General features: G+C 60.5%; 14 protein-coding genes. 10 read left to right on the top strand and 4 right to left on the bottom strand.

The features are described from left to right. Positions 1 to 42 precede the first annotated feature (42 nt). Positions 43 to 1,785 carry an IPT/TIG domain-containing protein gene (locus E5J99_RS02635; protein ID WP_135496163.1) on the bottom strand — a complete coding sequence of 581 codons (1,743 nt, stop codon included), beginning with the start codon at positions 1,783 to 1,785 and terminating at the stop codon, positions 43 to 45. Between the two features lie 866 nt (positions 1,786 to 2,651). Here E5J99_RS02635 and E5J99_RS02625 point away from each other — a divergent pair. The 4 genes from E5J99_RS02625 to E5J99_RS02615 all read left to right on the top strand — a co-directional run bounded on the left by E5J99_RS02625 (position 2,652) and on the right by E5J99_RS02615 (position 4,829). Further along, positions 2,652 to 3,140: a hypothetical protein gene (locus E5J99_RS02625; RefSeq protein ID WP_135496162.1), complete on the top strand. Its 489-nt coding sequence runs from the start codon at positions 2,652 to 2,654 to the stop codon at positions 3,138 to 3,140. Between the two features lie 61 nt (positions 3,141 to 3,201). Next, a complete protein-coding gene (locus E5J99_RS21115; RefSeq protein ID WP_167851943.1) occupies positions 3,202 to 3,441 on the top strand; it encodes a hypothetical protein in 240 nt (79 codons plus the stop codon). 26 nt (positions 3,442 to 3,467) lie between these two features. Then, entirely contained in the window at positions 3,468 to 3,866 is a 399-nt protein-coding gene (locus E5J99_RS02620) for a transposase family protein (RefSeq protein ID WP_245318675.1), read from the top strand. A 153-nt stretch (positions 3,867 to 4,019) separates the two neighbouring features. Then, on the top strand, positions 4,020 to 4,829 hold the full coding sequence (locus E5J99_RS02615) for a delta-60 repeat domain-containing protein (protein WP_262712960.1): 810 nt from the start codon (positions 4,020 to 4,022) through the stop codon (positions 4,827 to 4,829). Positions 4,830 to 5,151: 322 nt separating this feature from the next. Here E5J99_RS02615 and E5J99_RS21980 read toward each other — a convergent pair whose 3' ends face one another. The 3 genes from E5J99_RS21980 to E5J99_RS02600 all read right to left on the bottom strand — a co-directional run bounded on the left by E5J99_RS21980 (position 5,152) and on the right by E5J99_RS02600 (position 7,129). After that, on the bottom strand, positions 5,152 to 5,976 hold the full coding sequence (locus tag E5J99_RS21980; RefSeq protein ID WP_135496159.1) for a TPM domain-containing protein: 825 nt from the start codon (positions 5,974 to 5,976) through the stop codon (positions 5,152 to 5,154). Beyond that, the gene (locus E5J99_RS02605; protein ID WP_135496158.1) at positions 5,973 to 6,428 is read right to left on the bottom strand and encodes a TPM domain-containing protein; all 456 of its coding nucleotides are present in this window, start codon (positions 6,426 to 6,428) and stop codon (positions 5,973 to 5,975) included. Before E5J99_RS02605 ends, E5J99_RS21980 begins: the two co-directional genes overlap by 4 nt. Positions 6,429 to 6,550: 122 nt before the next feature. Beyond that, positions 6,551 to 7,129 (bottom strand): LemA family protein, encoded by a 579-nt coding sequence (locus E5J99_RS02600; RefSeq protein ID WP_135496157.1) that lies wholly within the window; start codon positions 7,127 to 7,129, stop codon positions 6,551 to 6,553. A 195-nt stretch (positions 7,130 to 7,324) separates the two neighbouring features. On the opposite strand from E5J99_RS02600, the gene E5J99_RS02595 reads away from it, so the two are divergent. The 6 genes from E5J99_RS02595 to E5J99_RS02570 all read left to right on the top strand — a co-directional run bounded on the left by E5J99_RS02595 (position 7,325) and on the right by E5J99_RS02570 (position 16,030). Beyond that, positions 7,325 to 8,326, top strand: a complete 1,002-nt coding sequence (locus E5J99_RS02595; protein WP_135496156.1) for a sugar phosphate nucleotidyltransferase — start codon at positions 7,325 to 7,327, stop codon at positions 8,324 to 8,326. 277 nt (positions 8,327 to 8,603) lie between these two features. Further along, on the top strand, positions 8,604 to 9,983 hold the full coding sequence (locus E5J99_RS02590; RefSeq protein WP_135496155.1) for a hypothetical protein: 1,380 nt from the start codon (positions 8,604 to 8,606) through the stop codon (positions 9,981 to 9,983). A gap of 102 nt (positions 9,984 to 10,085) precedes the next feature. Then, positions 10,086 to 10,478 carry a hypothetical protein gene (locus E5J99_RS02585; RefSeq protein ID WP_135496154.1) on the top strand — a complete coding sequence of 131 codons (393 nt, stop codon included), beginning with the start codon at positions 10,086 to 10,088 and terminating at the stop codon, positions 10,476 to 10,478. A 26-nt stretch (positions 10,479 to 10,504) separates the two neighbouring features. Continuing rightward, positions 10,505 to 10,948 carry a hypothetical protein gene (locus E5J99_RS02580; RefSeq protein ID WP_135496153.1) on the top strand — a complete coding sequence of 148 codons (444 nt, stop codon included), beginning with the start codon at positions 10,505 to 10,507 and terminating at the stop codon, positions 10,946 to 10,948. A 29-nt stretch (positions 10,949 to 10,977) separates the two neighbouring features. Beyond that, entirely contained in the window at positions 10,978 to 12,426 is a 1,449-nt protein-coding gene (locus E5J99_RS02575; RefSeq protein WP_135496152.1) for a hypothetical protein, read from the top strand. A 133-nt stretch (positions 12,427 to 12,559) separates the two neighbouring features. Further along, positions 12,560 to 16,030 (top strand): hypothetical protein, encoded by a 3,471-nt coding sequence (locus E5J99_RS02570; RefSeq protein WP_135496151.1) that lies wholly within the window; start codon positions 12,560 to 12,562, stop codon positions 16,028 to 16,030. Positions 16,031 to 16,057: the final 27 nt, after the last annotated feature.

Genomic DNA, 16,057 nt, shown 5'->3' with positions numbered 1-16,057 from the left:
ACAAAAGGAGTAAGCAGGGCCGGCGCGCGGCGCAGCCGCGGTTTAGCGCTTGAGCAGGGGCCGGGGGGCCTGCTGGTCTAGTTGCAGCCAGTAGAGGCCCGCCGGCAGAGCGGGGAGGTCCAGCGGCTGGCCGTCGCGGTACGCGCTGGTGAGCACCGTGCGGCCCAGGCCGTCGAGCAGGCGCAGCGAGCCGGTGCTGGGCCCGCCGGCGACGGTGAGCTGCCCGGCCACGGGGTTGGGAAAAAAGCGGGCGCGGGCCTGCGGCCCGGCCCCGGCGCGCGCGGCCAGCGGGCTGCTGGCCGCCGAAAATACCCACGTGGCCCCAATACCGCTGATGTTGTCACCTGGTCCGCCCACGGCCAGGGTGGTGCCGTCCGCCGACAAGGCCACGGAAACGTTCTTGCTTGCAGAGACTGGTAACGAAATCGGCACGGCGCCGAAAAGCTTGGGCCCCTGCTGGCTCCAGGCCGCGCCGCTGCGGGCGAACACCCACGTATTTGCGTAAAAGGTGTTGCTATCGTTCCCGCCCGAGGCCAGGGTGCTGCCGTCCGCGGATAAGGCCACGGATTCGCCTTGCCTTGCACTGGATCCCACGGCGCCGGTGCCGACGAGCTTGGGCCCCTGCTGGCTCCAGGCCGCGGCGCTGCGGGCGAACACCCACATGGCCCCGCCAAAGCTGTTGTCATTGGGCCCGCCCACGGCCAGGGTAGTGCCGTCGGCCGACAAGGCGACGGAACGGCCTTGGTTTACATTGCCTCCCACGGCGCCGGTGCCGACGAGCTTGGGCCCCTGCTGGCTCCAGGCCGCGCCGCTGCGGGCGAACACCCACACGGCCCCGCCACGGTTGTTGTCGCCTGGTCCGCCCACGGCCAAAGTAGTGCCGTCGGCCGACAAGGACACGGATTCGCCTTGCCTTGTACCTCCCACGGCGCCGGTTCCGACGAGCTTGTTGCCCTGCTGGCTCCAGGTTGTGCCGCTGCGGGCGAACACCCACGTGGCCCCCGGAACGGCGTTAGGGAGGGTAGAGATATTGTCGCTGTACCCGCCCACGGCCAAGGTGGTGCCGTCGGCGGACAAGACGACGGACCAGCCTTGGCTAGCATTGCCCACGGCGCCGGTGCCGACGAGCTTGGGGCCCTGCTGGCTCCAGGCCGCGCCGCTGCGGGCGAACACCCACACGGCCCCGGTAGGGCTGTCCCCGTACCCCCCCACGGCCAGGGTGTTGCCGTCCGCGGATAAGGCCACGGAATGGCCTTGGCTAGCATTGCCCACGGCGCCGGTGCCGACGAGCTTGGGCCCCTGCTGGCTCCAGCCCGTGCCGCTGCGGACAAACACCCACACGGCTCCGCTAAAGGTGTTGTCTTCGTACCCCCCCACGGCCAGGGTGTTGCCGTCCGCGGACAAGGCCACGGAATGGCCTTGCTTTGCACCTCCCACGGCGCCGGTTCCGACGAGCTTGGGCCCCTGCTGGGCGGTGCCCAGGGGCGTGCGGGTGACGGTGAAGGCCGTGGCCGAGGCGGCCGGGGCGCCGCCGGTGGTGGTCAGGGGCCCGCTGGTGGCGCCGGGCATGACCAGCAGGCGCAAGGCGGTGGGGGTCTTGTCCAGAATCACGCCGGCCGTGCCGCCCACGGCCACGGCCGTGACCCGGTCTAGGCCGGTGCCGCGGAGCGTGAGCAACGTGCCCACGTTGCCCGAGGCGGGGGCGAAGGAACTGATGGTTTGGGCCCACACGGCAGCGGGCAGCCAGGCCAGCAGCAGGCACAGGAAGGCGTAAAGTCGGGTCATGGCCAAGGGGGTTAGGAAGGAAGGCGGGAAGGAAAGTGCTGGTCGGTTGCATCACGGGCAATGCCCATGGCCAAGCGGCTAATTAGTATAATTAAATATACAAAAAATGTCACGAAACAAGGTCGTGGCGCTATAGGCCGGTTCCCCGACGAAGCGTGCCCAAACCAACCGCACAGAACTAGGCAAGCGGCACCAGCGTAATCGGCAAGGAACGCCCCGGGCGACGTAGCACGTCCGGGTATTTGTTGCTCGGCCCGATGCCCGCAGCTTAATAATTGGGCAGGTAGCGCGGAACATCGGGGCTCACGCTAAGCCCTATCGGTCAAAGCCCCCGAACCGGTTTTGGTAGGCACCGCCACACCGAACATTGCCCGTTTGCCCACGACAGGCGGAACCGCTCCCAGGCAGGGCCGCTTTGGTTTCGCGAACCTTGCCAGCGTCGATGGGGGGCGATGGCTGGGCGTGGTTTTGGTCTCCGCTGCGCGCCACCAACGGCCGAAATACGCGGGAGCTGGAGGTTTAAGAAAGTCATTGCCGTCTTCTCACGCCCCTGACCGCGTGAGCCAGTCATGAGGTGTTAACCAGCAGCGCTGCCAGGTGCCCAGAGACGCTTCTGTTTTGCGTAGCTTGTATTTCAGCGGCGCACGCTTTGCTGCGTGCCTGCCAATCCCTCCTTCCCCGACAACGAGCTGGGCCCTAGGGGGGGGCTCAGTTAAGGTATAGCGTGGCGCTGCGTGCGCAGAGGAAGGCGTCAAAGGAGGCGTCGAGTTTGTGGTAGCGGGTGGCGAGGCGTCGGTGCTGTTTTAATTTATTCACTGTCTGCTCGATGTGATGCCGGGTGGCATAGGCGTAGGGGTCGAAATGGGATGCGTTTCGCCGGCGCGCTGGCCCTGAATGCCCGCCTGCTGGAAGAGTTGGCCCGCAAAGACGCTAACCCCGAACTGTGCATACCGGCTGAGCTGGTGCCGCAGCTACGCGAGTTTCTGCTGCTGCACGGCTTCAAAGCAGACAAGCACGACTGCGTAGCGGTGACGCTGGCCGGCAAAAACATTGGGTCGTTCGACGTGCCGTTTCTGCGGCAGCTGCCCGGCTGGGGCACGCTGGTGCGCCACGAGCCGGCCCTACTCGACCCGGCGGCGTTTCACCTGAACTGGCGCAAAGACACCCGTCTGCCCACCATGAGCATCTGCAAGGCCCGCGCCCACTTCGCCGACGCCACCGTGGCCCACCAGGCCCTGGCCGATGCCTTGGATGTGGTGGCGCTGCTGCGGGTAGTTGACACGAATTTTGTGGATGAAGATTTCGATTTACGACCTAAAACCTCCTCGGCAGTGGCGCTTAGCGGTGGGGTGTGATGCCCATCAATTTGAGCAATTACTAAGCGTATTTACGCAGGCTTACGAAACTTTTTATGGTATGCAGCTACCTGATAAAATGATTATTAATCCGGTAGGAACGAGTGTAAAAAGCGAAGCCGACTTGCTCTTCTTTACCCTTTTCAGCTGTCAATCGGGCTTGACCTACGACGTATTGGGGCTGGTCTGCGGCATGGCGGCGTTATTTTTCCAAACGTCGGGCCGTTTTACTCGACGCTACCGAATTTGCCACGCAACGGCCGCAAGAGAAGCAAGCACAAAAAGCGCGGTACAGCGGTAAAAAAACGGCACACCCTGAAAGCACTCGTGGCCGCCAATGCCCAGCGAAAGTTGGTGTATGTGAGCCGGGTAGTTCCCGGTAGTATGCATGACTTTACCTTACTAAAAAAGCTGTTATCATCTGATAAAGCGTGGTTTGAGGGGTTAAAAATGCGGGTTGATTCAGGTTTTCAGGGGTGCGGCAAAACGTATCGGTGCGGCAAATTATTTCTGCCCACTAAAAAATCAAAGAACAGACCGTTGACGAAAAACTATAAATTCCGCAATACGCAACAAGCGCGTAAGCGGGTCATGGTCGAGCATAGCTTGGGCGGCTTGAAACGGTACCATATTTTGGCTGACCGCCTGCGAATGCGCAATCTCGACCAATTCGATGTGGCTTTAGAAGTGTGCGCCGGGCTATGGAATTTTTGCTTAACTCATTGATGAATCGTCGCAACAAGTCTATTCAGTGGTGCCAGACCCAGTGCTGGAGCCACTGACAACAAGAAGATCGTTCGTTGGCTGACCGGTGGCGCTGTTGATAATTCATTTCAGTGGTCTCCGCTCTTAAACAACGTTTATTCGTCACGTTTTGTAGTGCATCCAGATGGGCGTATTGTGATCAGTACAGGCTATGAGGTCACACGGCTTATGGCAAACGGTCAGTTGGATAATTCATTTGCCGCCAGTTCCGTGTATGGGACAATCTCGGCTTTACAACTACTAGCCACTGGTAAAATCTTGGTGGGCGGCTGTTGGGACTATTTTAATACGACAACTCTGCATGCGTTGGTACGCCTACAGCCAGATGGCCAGCTTGATCCAAGCTTTTCTTCACCTATCCAAAGTGCCCAAGATTCCAGGGCGGATCAGATTTTAGTACAGCCCGACGGGAAAATAGTGACCGGTGGCTATCTGGGTTACAATGTGCCGGAAAATGAAGCGCTTGGTCTCATTAGAGTATTGCCGGATGGAGCACTCGATAAAACCTTCACTGCTGTTTTGCGCGCATTGTCAGTATTTGGCTCGCCTCTAATTAATAGCATTGTATTACAGCCCGACACTCAAATACTACCCGCAATTTTTACTAAGGGTATAATTCGCAAGCAGACTAATGGACAATCAGATGCTTCTTTTAACGCTACATTCGGGAATAACTTTTTTAATGCCAGTGTCCAAAATATAAAACTGCAGTCCGATGGTAAAATTCTGGTGGCAGGCTATTTCAGCAGCGTAAATGGCCAGCCCGTCACCGGCTTGGCGCGGCTGCTGGCTCCCAACGTGCTGCACGTAGTCCAATGCCCAGCTGGCCGCCCGCACCCAAGCCTGGCCCGTGCCCGCCCACTCCGAGCTACACCTCTCACTCGACGCCGCTGCCCGGCCGCAGTCGGTGCAACTGCTCGATAACCTGGGCCGCACGGTGCTGACCCAGCCCGTAACCACAGCTGATCTGACGCTGCCCATACAGCAGCTGAAGGCCGGGATATTATCTGCTGCGCGTTGTCTACAGCGAAGGCCCGGTGACGCGCCGTGTGGTGATAGAGTAGCTTTAAGCCGGTTGAAATAATGAAGCTGTTTAGAAAGTCAAAAGAACATCATGCTTTATCTGGCGGCCGCGAAGTCGAAGCATAACGTGCTGGTTATGGTTGGCGACTTTCTAAACAGTAAAATAAAAGGCCTGAACCACATCGGTTCAGGCCTTTTATTTTACTGTCGGTACAAAGCTGCTTTACCACTCGCCACTAGCGCCGCCGCCGCCGGAGCTGCCGCCGCCGAAGCCGCCGAAACCACCCCCGCCGCCGCCGCCGCCAAAGCCGCCACCGCCACCAAATACGCCGCGGCCGCCGCTGAAGTCACCGAAAATGAGCGGGGGAATCATGGCGCCGCGGAACCCGCCGCCCCGGCCACCGCCGCCACCGCGGCTGCGTAGCAGGATGAAGAGCACAATGGCCCCGATGACGAGCCAGAACGTCCAGCCCGAGCCGCTGGAGTCGTTGCGCCGCCGGGAGGCCGGCTCCTGGTCGGCTTGATACTCGCCTTTGGCCAACGCAATAAGTTGACTGGTAGCCCGGTCGAGGCCTTCATAGTAGCGCTGCTCCCGGAAAGCCGGCACGATGGTATTGGAAATAATGCGCTTGGCCAGCGCGTCGGGAATAGCTCCTTCGAGGCCGTAGCCGGTCTGGATGCGGGCCAGATGTTCCTTTTCGGCCACCAGCACCAGCACGCCATTATTTTTGCCTTTCTGGCCAATGCCCCAGGCTTCGTAGAGCTTTTGGGCATAGTCAGCTATTTCATCGTCGCCTAGTGTGGCCACGGTTACCACCGAAATCTGGGACGACGTGGAATCGTTGTAGGCCACCAGCTTCTGCTCCAGCGCCTGCACTTCCTCCGGGCGCAGCATGCCCGCCAGGTCGTTTACGAGCCGGGCCGGGCTGGGCCGGGGCGGAATCTGTTGGGCTAGGCTGAAGGCCCGAAGGCCGAAGAACAAGCCAACGGTCAGCAGGAAAAAGCGGAGCCAGTGCCGCAGCGCCAGCAGGGGTAAGGCGTGCCTCATAGGCGGGGCGGCGCGGGGTCGCCAAATGAAATAGAGTCGTCGAGCTCGTTTTTGTCGGTAGCGGCGTTGTAGGGGAAGTAGCGCTTGAGCTGCTCGCCTACCATGCGCACGCCCCGCTCCAGGCCAACCACGTATTTGCCGGCCCGAAACTGGTCGAGCACGGTTTCCTTCGTAATTTCCCAGAAGTCGTCGGAAACGGCGGCGTTGATGCCCGCGTCGCCAATGACGGCGAACTGCCGGGTTTTCCAGGCCAGGTAAAACAGCACGCCGTTGCGCTGGGCCGTGTTGTGCATGCCTAGCTCGGCAAATACCTGGGCCGCGCGGTCCAGTGGCTCGGGAGTAGGACAGCTGTCTTCCAAATGAACCCGAATTTCACCGGAAGTAGTGATTTCGGCTTGCCGGATAGCGGCCACCAAGGCGGCCTCCTGCTCCGGGGTAATAGGATTGGTCATGGGTGGTGGGTCTTGGAAACAAGGGCGCTTGGGGGCAGGGCCAGGATGTTGCTGTTTGGTGTAGTGACCACAACGACAACCAACACCCGACTATCCTACTCCCAAGTCCCTAACAAGCCAGATTAGAACTGAACCGTGGGAGCCTTCTGCGAGGCGGCGTCAGCTTCGAAATACGGCTTCTCCTTGAAGCCGAACATACCGGCAAACAGGTTATTGGGAAACGACTTGATGTAGCCGTTGTAGTCGTTGGTCGTCGTGTTGAACTTGTTGCGCTCCACATTGATGCGGTTTTCGGTGCCCTCGATCTGCGCTTGCAGCTCCTGGAAGTTGGCATTGGCTTTCAGCTCCGGATAGTTTTCCGAAACGGCTAGCAGGCGGCCCAGTCCGGAGCTTACCTGGCTTTGGGCTTCCTGAAACTTCTTGATGTTTTCGGGCGTCAGGTTGTCGGCCGAAATCTGGACGCTGGTGGCCTTCGCCCGGGCATTGATAACATCGGTGAGGGTGCTTTTCTCGAAGTTGGCGGCTCCTTTTACCGTGTTTACCAGGTTCGGAATCAGGTCGGCGCGGCGCTGGTAGGCACTTTGCACGTTGGCCCACTGAGCCTTAACGGTCTGGTCTTTGGTCACCATGCTATTGTAGCCGCACGACGATTGGGTGAGCAGCACTACCAGTCCGAGCAGATACAGGAAAAGACGTTTCATGTGAAAAAGAATAGGGGGATGAAAAAGGAAAAGTGGAAAGAAGCGGGTTAAGGTAGTGGTTCGGGAGCGGAACCGGAAGCTGCGGTAGCCACTACGGGTGGGTTCCCAGTACGAATTCAGCGCCTCGCGGTTGTTGCTATGGTCCGCTCCCGCAATGATTCACTATTTTGCGGACTTACGCCTGTTTCACTACGCATGAAAGCTGTTATTCCTGTCGCCGGTATCGGGTCGCGCCTGCGCCCGCACACCCACACCCAGCCCAAGTCGCTGGTTCCGGTGGCCGGCAACACCATCCTGGGCCATATCATCGACCGCCTGCGGGGAGCCGGCATCGAAGAGTTTGTCTTCATCATCGGCTACCTGGGCGAAAAGGTGGAAAGCTACGTGCGCCGCCAGTACCCCAACGTGAAGTCCAGCTTCGTGGTGCAGGAGCCCCGCGAAGGCATCGGCCACGCGCTGTGGCTGGCCCGCGAGCAGTTCCGCCACGACCAGGACGGCGTGCTCATCATGCTCGGCGACACCATCGTGGACGTGGACCTGGACGAGCTGCTCCGCACGCCGGGCAACGTGCTGGCCGTGAAGGAGGTGAAAACGCCGTCGATATTTGGCGTGGTCGAAACCAACAACAGCGGCCGTGTGACGAAGGTGATTGAGAAGCCGCGCATTCCCAAATCGAACTACGCGCTGGTAGGCCTCTATAAAATAGCCGACCCAGCCTGGCTGGCCTCGGCCCTGGAGCGCATCGTGGAGCAAGACCAGCGCACGCACAACGAGTTTCAGCTTACCGATGCCCTGATGGTGATGATTCAGGACGGGGCCCAGATGACCACCGCGCCCGTGGACAACTGGTTTGACTGCGGCCGCAAAGACACGCTGCTCGAGGCCAATGCCAAGCTGCTCAACCGCCCCGAGTTTCTGGGCCGGCGCGAGTACCCCGAATTCCCCGACACCATCATTATTCCACCCGTCAGCATTGGCAAGGACTGCCAGATTTCGCACTCCATCATCGGCCCCAACGTGGCCATCGGCGACCGAACCATTGTGAAAAACACGATTCTGAGCGACTCCATCATCGGCTCCTACAGCGAACTGCGCCAGGCCGTGATGCACGACTGTATCGTGGGCTCCGACGCGTCGTTCCGGGGCCTGAACCACAGCCTGAACATCGGCGACAACACCGAAATCGACTACAGCTAAGGAAACATAACCGGTCATGCGCTGCTACGCTCAGTCGGAGGTCCAGGTCTGATGTGAAAAGCCCCGCCGTTTTGCCAAAGTGGTAAGACGGCGGGGCTTTTCACGTTGTAGCATCGTTTTAACGGGTTAGTCGACACCGGTTTATTCATCCGGGCAGGCATATATGCGGTTTTTGCCATAAAATTTTATAGCCTTACATACGTTCCGCCCACAACCAACCGGCCCGGCTGGCAGTACGCAGAGGGCGACATTCATCGGTGGCTCTTACTTTGTTCGAATGCATTTGACCAGCTCTTTCCGTTTGCTTCCTGCCCTGGCCCTCGGGCTGCTGCTCTGCGGCTGCTACTCCCGCTCCGATATGAAGGGCGAAACCAGCGCAGCTAGCTCGCCCGCCGAAACCCCTGCTGCTACGGAAGCCACCACCGAAACCGGGCCGCCGCTGGAGCCCGCTGCTGCCAGTTCCAGCCCCACCACCGCCGGCGTGCTGGCCCAAGTGAACGTATTTCTGGAAGTATCGGGCTCGATGGAAGGCTTTATGCCCAAGACTGCTGCCAATGGTTCCAATACCCGCTTCCAGCAGCACGTGGCGCAGTTTCTGTCGGCAGTAAACCGCAGCTCGGCGGCTCGCAAAAACTACTTCCGCATCAAGGAGAAGCCCTACCGCGACTCTTATCAGCAACTGTCCCAGACCGTGCGCGCTGGCATTCAGCAGCCGGCCAGCAGCACCAATATTCCGACGGTACTCGACACGCTGGTGGGCGGCTACTATGCGCCCAACACGGTGAACGTGCTGATTTCGGACTTTATCTACTCCCCGAAAAACGCCGGGGCCATTCCCTACATCAGCACCGACGTCACCGATGCGCTGAATCGCACCCGGCGCGCCGACCTGGCCGTATCGGTCTACGGTTACACCTCCGATTTTCGCGGCACGTTTTATCCGGCTCTGACCACTTCTGTGAAGAAAATTAATGGTTGCTGCGACACCGATATTCCCTACTACTTCTGGGTAATTGGCCCGGCCGACGCTGTGCGGCGCTTCGATGCGGCTTTGCTAGAGAAGCAGCCCGCCCAGCAGGCCCACTTTGGGGTGAAATATCCTACGCCGGCTTCCTCATTGCTGAACCGCTTTCAGAATGTGGGCTCCTGGTACTACGGCGAGAAAGATGCCAGCAAGCGTACGGCCGGCGCTTCCTACCACACCGTGGCCGTGAGCAGCGTGTCGGCCAGGGAGCCGGTAGAGTTCGTAGTGGGCCTGAACCTGAAAACCCTGCCGGGCCTGTACCGCGACCTGAACTACCTGAAAACCAACCTGAAGCTCCAGGCTCAGGATACCGACGCGAAGATCAGCAGCGTGTTTGCCGCCACTGACCAGACGAAAAATAGCAGCGGCGCCGAAAACCAGTACACGCATTTCGTGAAAGTGCGCGTTACGAAGCTCGGCAAGGCCGCCCGCCCCCTCCAGCTTATGCTCAATGACCAACAACCGGCCTGGATCAGCCAGTGGACCACCAAAAACGACAGCAACATCAACCAGGCCGGGGCCAAAACCTTCGCCCTCAGTAGCCTCGTCGATGGGGTGGCGGCCGTCACCAGCAATGAGCAGGATAAAGCCCCGGTTTTTGCCATTCCGCTCACCTTGCAACCCGCCGATTAGATAACGCGAACTGCTGGTTACCGTATCAACCGCACTGCCGGGCTTTCCTTTCCCGAACCCCTTACACCACTCGCAAACCTGATTTGCGCCATATTCTGCCCCATGAAGAGCTTCTTCCGCTTTCTGTACGAACTCATCGGCACTCCGCAGCCGCCTTCCGAAACACCCGTGTACCGGGAAGTGATTTTCCCCAACGTGGGCTTACTCACCATTGGCCTTTCCCTGGCTATGGTGCTGATTTTCTACTATATCATCAACCGCGCCATGGGCGTGGCCACCTTCAATAAGCTGCGCCACTGGGTGATTTTTCTGGTCCTCAACGCCGTGCTGGCCTTTATCATCGGCATCTGGCAGGCTAACTCCCAGGCCGTGGCCTCGCACTCCTACGTCTACTGGATGTCGACCTGGAATGCCATTCTCGGCCTGTTCTGGTTTTTCCTGTTCTCCGTCCTGCTCAAGCGCGGCTCCACTAACGCCAGCACGACACCTTTTTAGGGCTGAGGATAGAGCCTAGTTTTCCGTTGATATCCTTCCAGCAGAATTCTAAAGGCGCCTTCTGCTATATTGTTGAGCAGCCGCAAGACTTCGCAACGTCTTGCACGCTGTCGGGCTACTATCGTTTGCAGCAACACGCAGAGTTGTTTTTCGACGCTCATGGTGCCAAATATCAAAAGGAGCTACTGCTGAAACGACGCTTCGGGAAGTGGCAAAAGTTACTTTCCTACGTTTATTGGGGTAAAGTCCCGTTTGAAAGTATATGGCATCAGCTTGGCAGTTACAGTCTGCCTGAGCTGAAGAGCCAGATCGACGTCTGTATCCAAGCAGACGATGATGTTCTCACTCAATTTATTGAGGCTGACCACCTGCAAAAGCTAGTAAGCCAAGCACGCCATTTCGAAGACGTTTATATGGTTCTGTGTGGAGCCATATACAATTTTGAAGATGATGACTCACTTGAAGAGTGAGATTCAAGCAAATAAACTAAGCGCGTAACATGGCTAAACTGTTCATTTTCGGCATTGGCGGCACCGGCTCCCGCGTCATCCGCTCGTTGACCATGCTGCTGGCCTCGGGCGTGAAGCTCGCCAACTGCGACCGGGTGGTGCCCATCATCATCGACCCCGACGCCCACAACGGCGACATGAACCGCACGGTGGATATGCTCAAGAGCTACCAGCAGATCTACCAGCACCTGGGCCCCCGCGACGACGGCTTCTTCCAGACCGACATCAGCACCCTGAGCAGCATCTCGGCCGATACCAACGGCGGGGTGAAGGATACGTTCGTGTTCGACTTCGGCGGCATCAACCAGAGCTTCCGCCAGTACCTGAGCTACGACCAGCTGTCCGTCGATTCCAAGGGGCTCGTGGAGCTGCTCTTCACCCAGGACAACCTGGAAAGCCCGCTCACCATCGGCTTCCGCGGCTCGCCCAACGTGGGCAGCATCGTGCTGAACAAGGTGGTGGAGTCGCCGGAAATCCGGTTTTTCGCCGACAACTTCCAGGCCGGGGACCGGGTGTTCTTCATCTCCAGCATCTTCGGAGGGACGGGTGCCGCGGGCTTCCCGCTGCTGCTCAAAAACCTGAAGGACCCCAACACCCGCCTCAGCAACTCGGGCTACCTGCGCTCGGCCCTCACCGGCGCCGTGACGGTGATGCCCTACTTCGCGCTCCAGAGTGAGGATAACTCGGTTATCGACTCCAACTCTTTCCTGACCAAGACCAAGGCCGCGCTCAGCTACTACGAGCACAACCTGCCGGGCCTGGACGCCCTATACTACCTGGCCGACACGCCCGACACGCCCTACGAAAACCAGCCCGGCGGCACGGCCCAGCGCAACAAGGCCCACCTCATCGAGCTGCTGGCCGCCCTGAGCGTGGTCGACTTCATGCAGTACTCCGACGCCGAGCTGCGCAACGGTGCCCCGCACTTCCACGAGTACGGCCTCGGCACCGACACTCAGGATCTGAACTTCAGCCACCTGCCCGACGAGAGCCGGGAGCTGATTGCCAAGCACCTGACCCAGCTGCTCTACTTCTCGCGCTACCACAAGCAGCACCTGCCCACCGACAAGGCGCCCTACCACGACAACCTGAACCTGACGCACGCCCTGCGCAACGAGCCCATCTTCAAGGAGCTCAACAACTTCCTCCACAGCCCCGAGTACGGCGTGGACGAGTGGCTGAAGGAGCTCAGCCAGAACCGCCGCGCCTTCCGCCCCTTCGACCTGACCACCGACGACTTCAACGCCATGATTGCGGGCAAGCCGGTGGAAAAGAAGTGGAACGACTTCTTCAACAAGGGCCTCAGCCAGAACTACTTCCTCAATCAGCTCAACGACGCCGCCAAGTCCATCCAGGAGCCCGACAGCTTCCGCAAGCTCGTGGCTTTGTTCGACCAGGTGACCGACAAGGCGTTTGAGGAAAAGGTGAAAGTGGTGTAGCCCCACCCCAACCCCTCCCCTGTGGGGAGGGACTCTAGTTGTAGTTTCCTAGTTCAAAACCTAAACACCCCGAATACCTCCGTCAGGCTCCCCCTCTCCCAAAGGGGAGGGGGCCGGGGGGTGGGGCTGATATATGCCCAAAGTCCTTCGTCTTCACAACAACGGTTCCCAGCAGGTGCAGGGCTGGCAGAAAACTGCGCCCATTACCAGCACCGAAATCAACACCGTAACCGACCCCACGGGCGGGCGGGCCAGGAACGTGGCGGTGAGCATTCCGACGCCGTTTGCGCGGATGCACCTCTTTGAGACGGCTTTCGACTTCCTGGCCCGGGAAGGGCAGCGCAACCCCGGCTCGGTGTACCACGAGCTGGTGTCGCACTTCTGGGACCTGTTTGAAATCCTCTACAACTACAACCTCTACACCCAGGCCGGCCGCAAAATCACGCTGCGCCGCTGGAACGTGGAGGCCGAGCTGAAGCGGATGCAGCAGGACGAAGGCACCCGCCTGCTGGGCGAAACCCTGCGCCTGTTCCTGCAGGACGACCGGTTCCGCGACTTCTCCGATATGTACCTCGTGTTCTACGAGTCGCCGAATATGCCCGGCGGGCCCCAGCTGCTGGGCGGAACCTCGCCGCTGACGCTGCTCTTTACCGCGCCGGCCGTGCGCCAGCTGGATCTGGAGCGCGCGCAGGCCAAGGGACATTACTTCGATAATCAGGTGGTGTTGCTCGAAGACCGTTCGCCGGCCTTCCGGGAGTTTATCTACGAGCTGTTTCTGGCCTATCCGCAGCTGCAGCGCCGGGAGTTTGCCGGCAGCGTGTTTGCCGGGTTGGACCGCAACCTCATCAACCAGATGCAGATGCAGGGCGACCACACGGCCCAGCAGTTTGCCACCAAGTACCCCGCCATTGCCGACTTCCAGGGCAACCTGGCCAGCGTGAAGTACGTGCCGCTGCCGAGCCGCGCCGACCAGTCGGCCGTGACCAGCTCCGACCTGTTCATCGCGCCCACGCGGCACACCAACCAGAGCCGGCCCACGCCGCTGGTGCTGCGCCCCAACCTGACCATGCAGGGCGCCAACTACCTCAACGGCCAGCCCTGGGACGACCGCACGCCGGTGCCTTACGCCGACGAGCTGACCCTGGAGAACCGCGTGCTGCCCGGCAAAGGCTTTAAGTATCCGTACCTGACCGTCGGCGACTTCCTGGAAGACGCCCTGGTAGAGCTGCCCTACGAGCTGAACGCCCAGCGCTTCCACACCGGCAAGGTCACGTTCCAGTACGGGGCCGATACCCAGGGCCGGGCGCGGTTTCCGTACCTGCTGCCCCTGCGCCAGACGTTCTTCGAGTACTTCACCGACCACGACCTGGCCGAGCTGCTCACCTTCACCATCGACCTGAACCACGTGCGCATCGCGCTGCGGATTCCGGTGCAGGGCGGCCGCTTCATCACCTTCGAGCGCAGCTACTACCAGAACCCCCAGAACCCCAAGGATGCCCAGGGCCGGGAGATTCCCGAGAAGGGCCGCATCGTGAAGGCCAACATCGGCCTGGGCGTGTTCCCGTTCTACAAGATGCGCGCCCAGCCCGAGTACAACGACTTCTACAAGGTGATGCTCGTGGACGCCGACAACTCGCCCACCATGCTGCAGCGTCGCTACGACCTCACGTTCTTCGTGGGCGGCGAGCGGCTCACCGACCAGGGCGCGGCCCGGAAAGCCACCAAGTTTGAGCGCACCCAGAAGAGCGTTTCCACGGCCGGCAGCACCTACTACGAAATCACCGGCACCCACTTCGACCTCGCCGAGCTGACCTGCCCGCCGGCCTTCCACGGGGCGCCGCCGGCCCGGGGCCTCATCGTGCCGCGCTGGCGGGAGCTGGACCGCGGCACCCGCCGCTTCACCTTCGCCGTCGACTTCGGTACCAGCAACACCCACGTGGCCTACGCCGACGGCCCTTCGGCGCACCCGCGCCCGTTCACCATCGGCGAGGCTGATTTGCAGATGGAGCTGCTCAACGCCCCGCTGCCCGACACGGGCTACTCGGCCTTCCAGCGCTACATGCGCGGCCCCGGCCAGCTGTTCGATATTCCGCTGATTCAGAACCGCGAGTTCGTGCCCAGCATCATCGGCGAGGCCGGGTCGGTGTATGAATTCCCGATTCGGACCGCCGTGTGCGAGACGAACTCCTATGCCAATGAGCCGAGCAAGGTGCTCAGCAACATCAACATCGGCTTCAGCATCAACACCGAAACCGGCCAGCCGCCCCAGAACCGCTTCGTGACCAACCTGAAGTGGAGCGCTGAGCTGGACCCCCAGGGCGTGAACCGCATTGCGGCCTTCTTCAAGGAGATTCTGCTGCTGATGAAGCACAAGGCAGCCATGCAGGGCGGCATCCTGGAAGACACCCGCGTGGTGTGGTTTGCCCCGCTGAGCTTTGATATGTTCTTGCGCAACCAGTTCCAGCAGGTCTGGGACGAGGCCTTCCAGCAGATTTTCCGCGCCCGCCGCCCCACCCAGTGCATTTCGGAGTCGGTGGCGCCGTACTACTACCTCACGGCCACCAACCAGGTGGTACCCAACCGCGACGAAAACGTCATCAACATCGACATCGGCGGCGGCACCACCGACCTGCTGATCTTCGCCGACCAGAAGCCCGCCTTCAGCTCCTCGTTCCGCTTCGCCGGCGACGACCTCTGGGGCGACGGCTACGCCCGGGTGCAGGGCGCGCCCAAGCAGAACGGCCTGCTCCGCCTCGGCGTGCAGTACGTGGAAAGCCTGCCCGACTCGGAAGAAAACCAGGAGTACAAGGGCTACCTGCGCGCGGCCCTGCAAAACCCCGACTTCGGCTCGGCCGACGTGACCAGCCTGCTCTTCACCTACAACGACGCGCTGCGCTTCACCCAGAGCCTCGGCCTGGGCAAGGGGCGGCAGCTGCGGGTGCTGTTTTACCTGCACTACACGGCTATCGTCTACCACGTGGCGCAGCTGGTGCAGCACCTGGGCCTCAAGCCGCCGCGCTACCTGTGCTTCTCGGGCAAGGGCAGTCTGTACCTGCGCATCCTCAGTGGCGGAGCCAGCATGGCCGCCATCGAGAAGATCAGCAAAGCCGTGTTCAAGGCTGCCACGGGCCAGGAAGCGCCCCAGAACTTCCGCGTCATTCTCGCCGACAACCCCAAGGAGGCGACCACCAACGGCGGGGTGCTGTTCGAGGAAAGCGCCACCAGCGCCGCCGACTTCGACCAGATCCGGACCGTGAAGCTCAACGGTGCTCTGGAAGGTCAGGACATTGACACGGCCCGCCTGAAAATGCCTCAGGTGGATGCCGACCTCAAGCAGAGCATCATCGACAACACCAAGCGCTTCCTAGACATCGTGCTCGACGACGACGACGTGGCCCCGCTCATGCGCGAAGTCGGCGTGGACGTGGACCGGCAGCGCATCAAGGAGCTGCTGTTGCGCGAAATCGAGGACAGCCTCAACCTGGGCCTGCACCAGATTGGCCGCAACCTCGGCCAGGGCGAAACCCTGCCCGAAACGCTGTTCTTCTACCCGATGAAGCAGGCCTTGTACAACCTAAGCCGGGAGCTGATTTCGAACGGGTAAAGCAAGACTGCTAGAACAAAATCGTCT

Source organism: Hymenobacter elongatus (assembly GCF_004745955.1).
In the GTDB taxonomy this organism is placed as follows: Bacteria; Bacteroidota; Bacteroidia; order Cytophagales; family Hymenobacteraceae; genus Hymenobacter; species Hymenobacter elongatus.
Note: the sequence above shows the minus strand (reverse complement) of the source record. Positions and strands in the feature narration are given on the sequence as shown.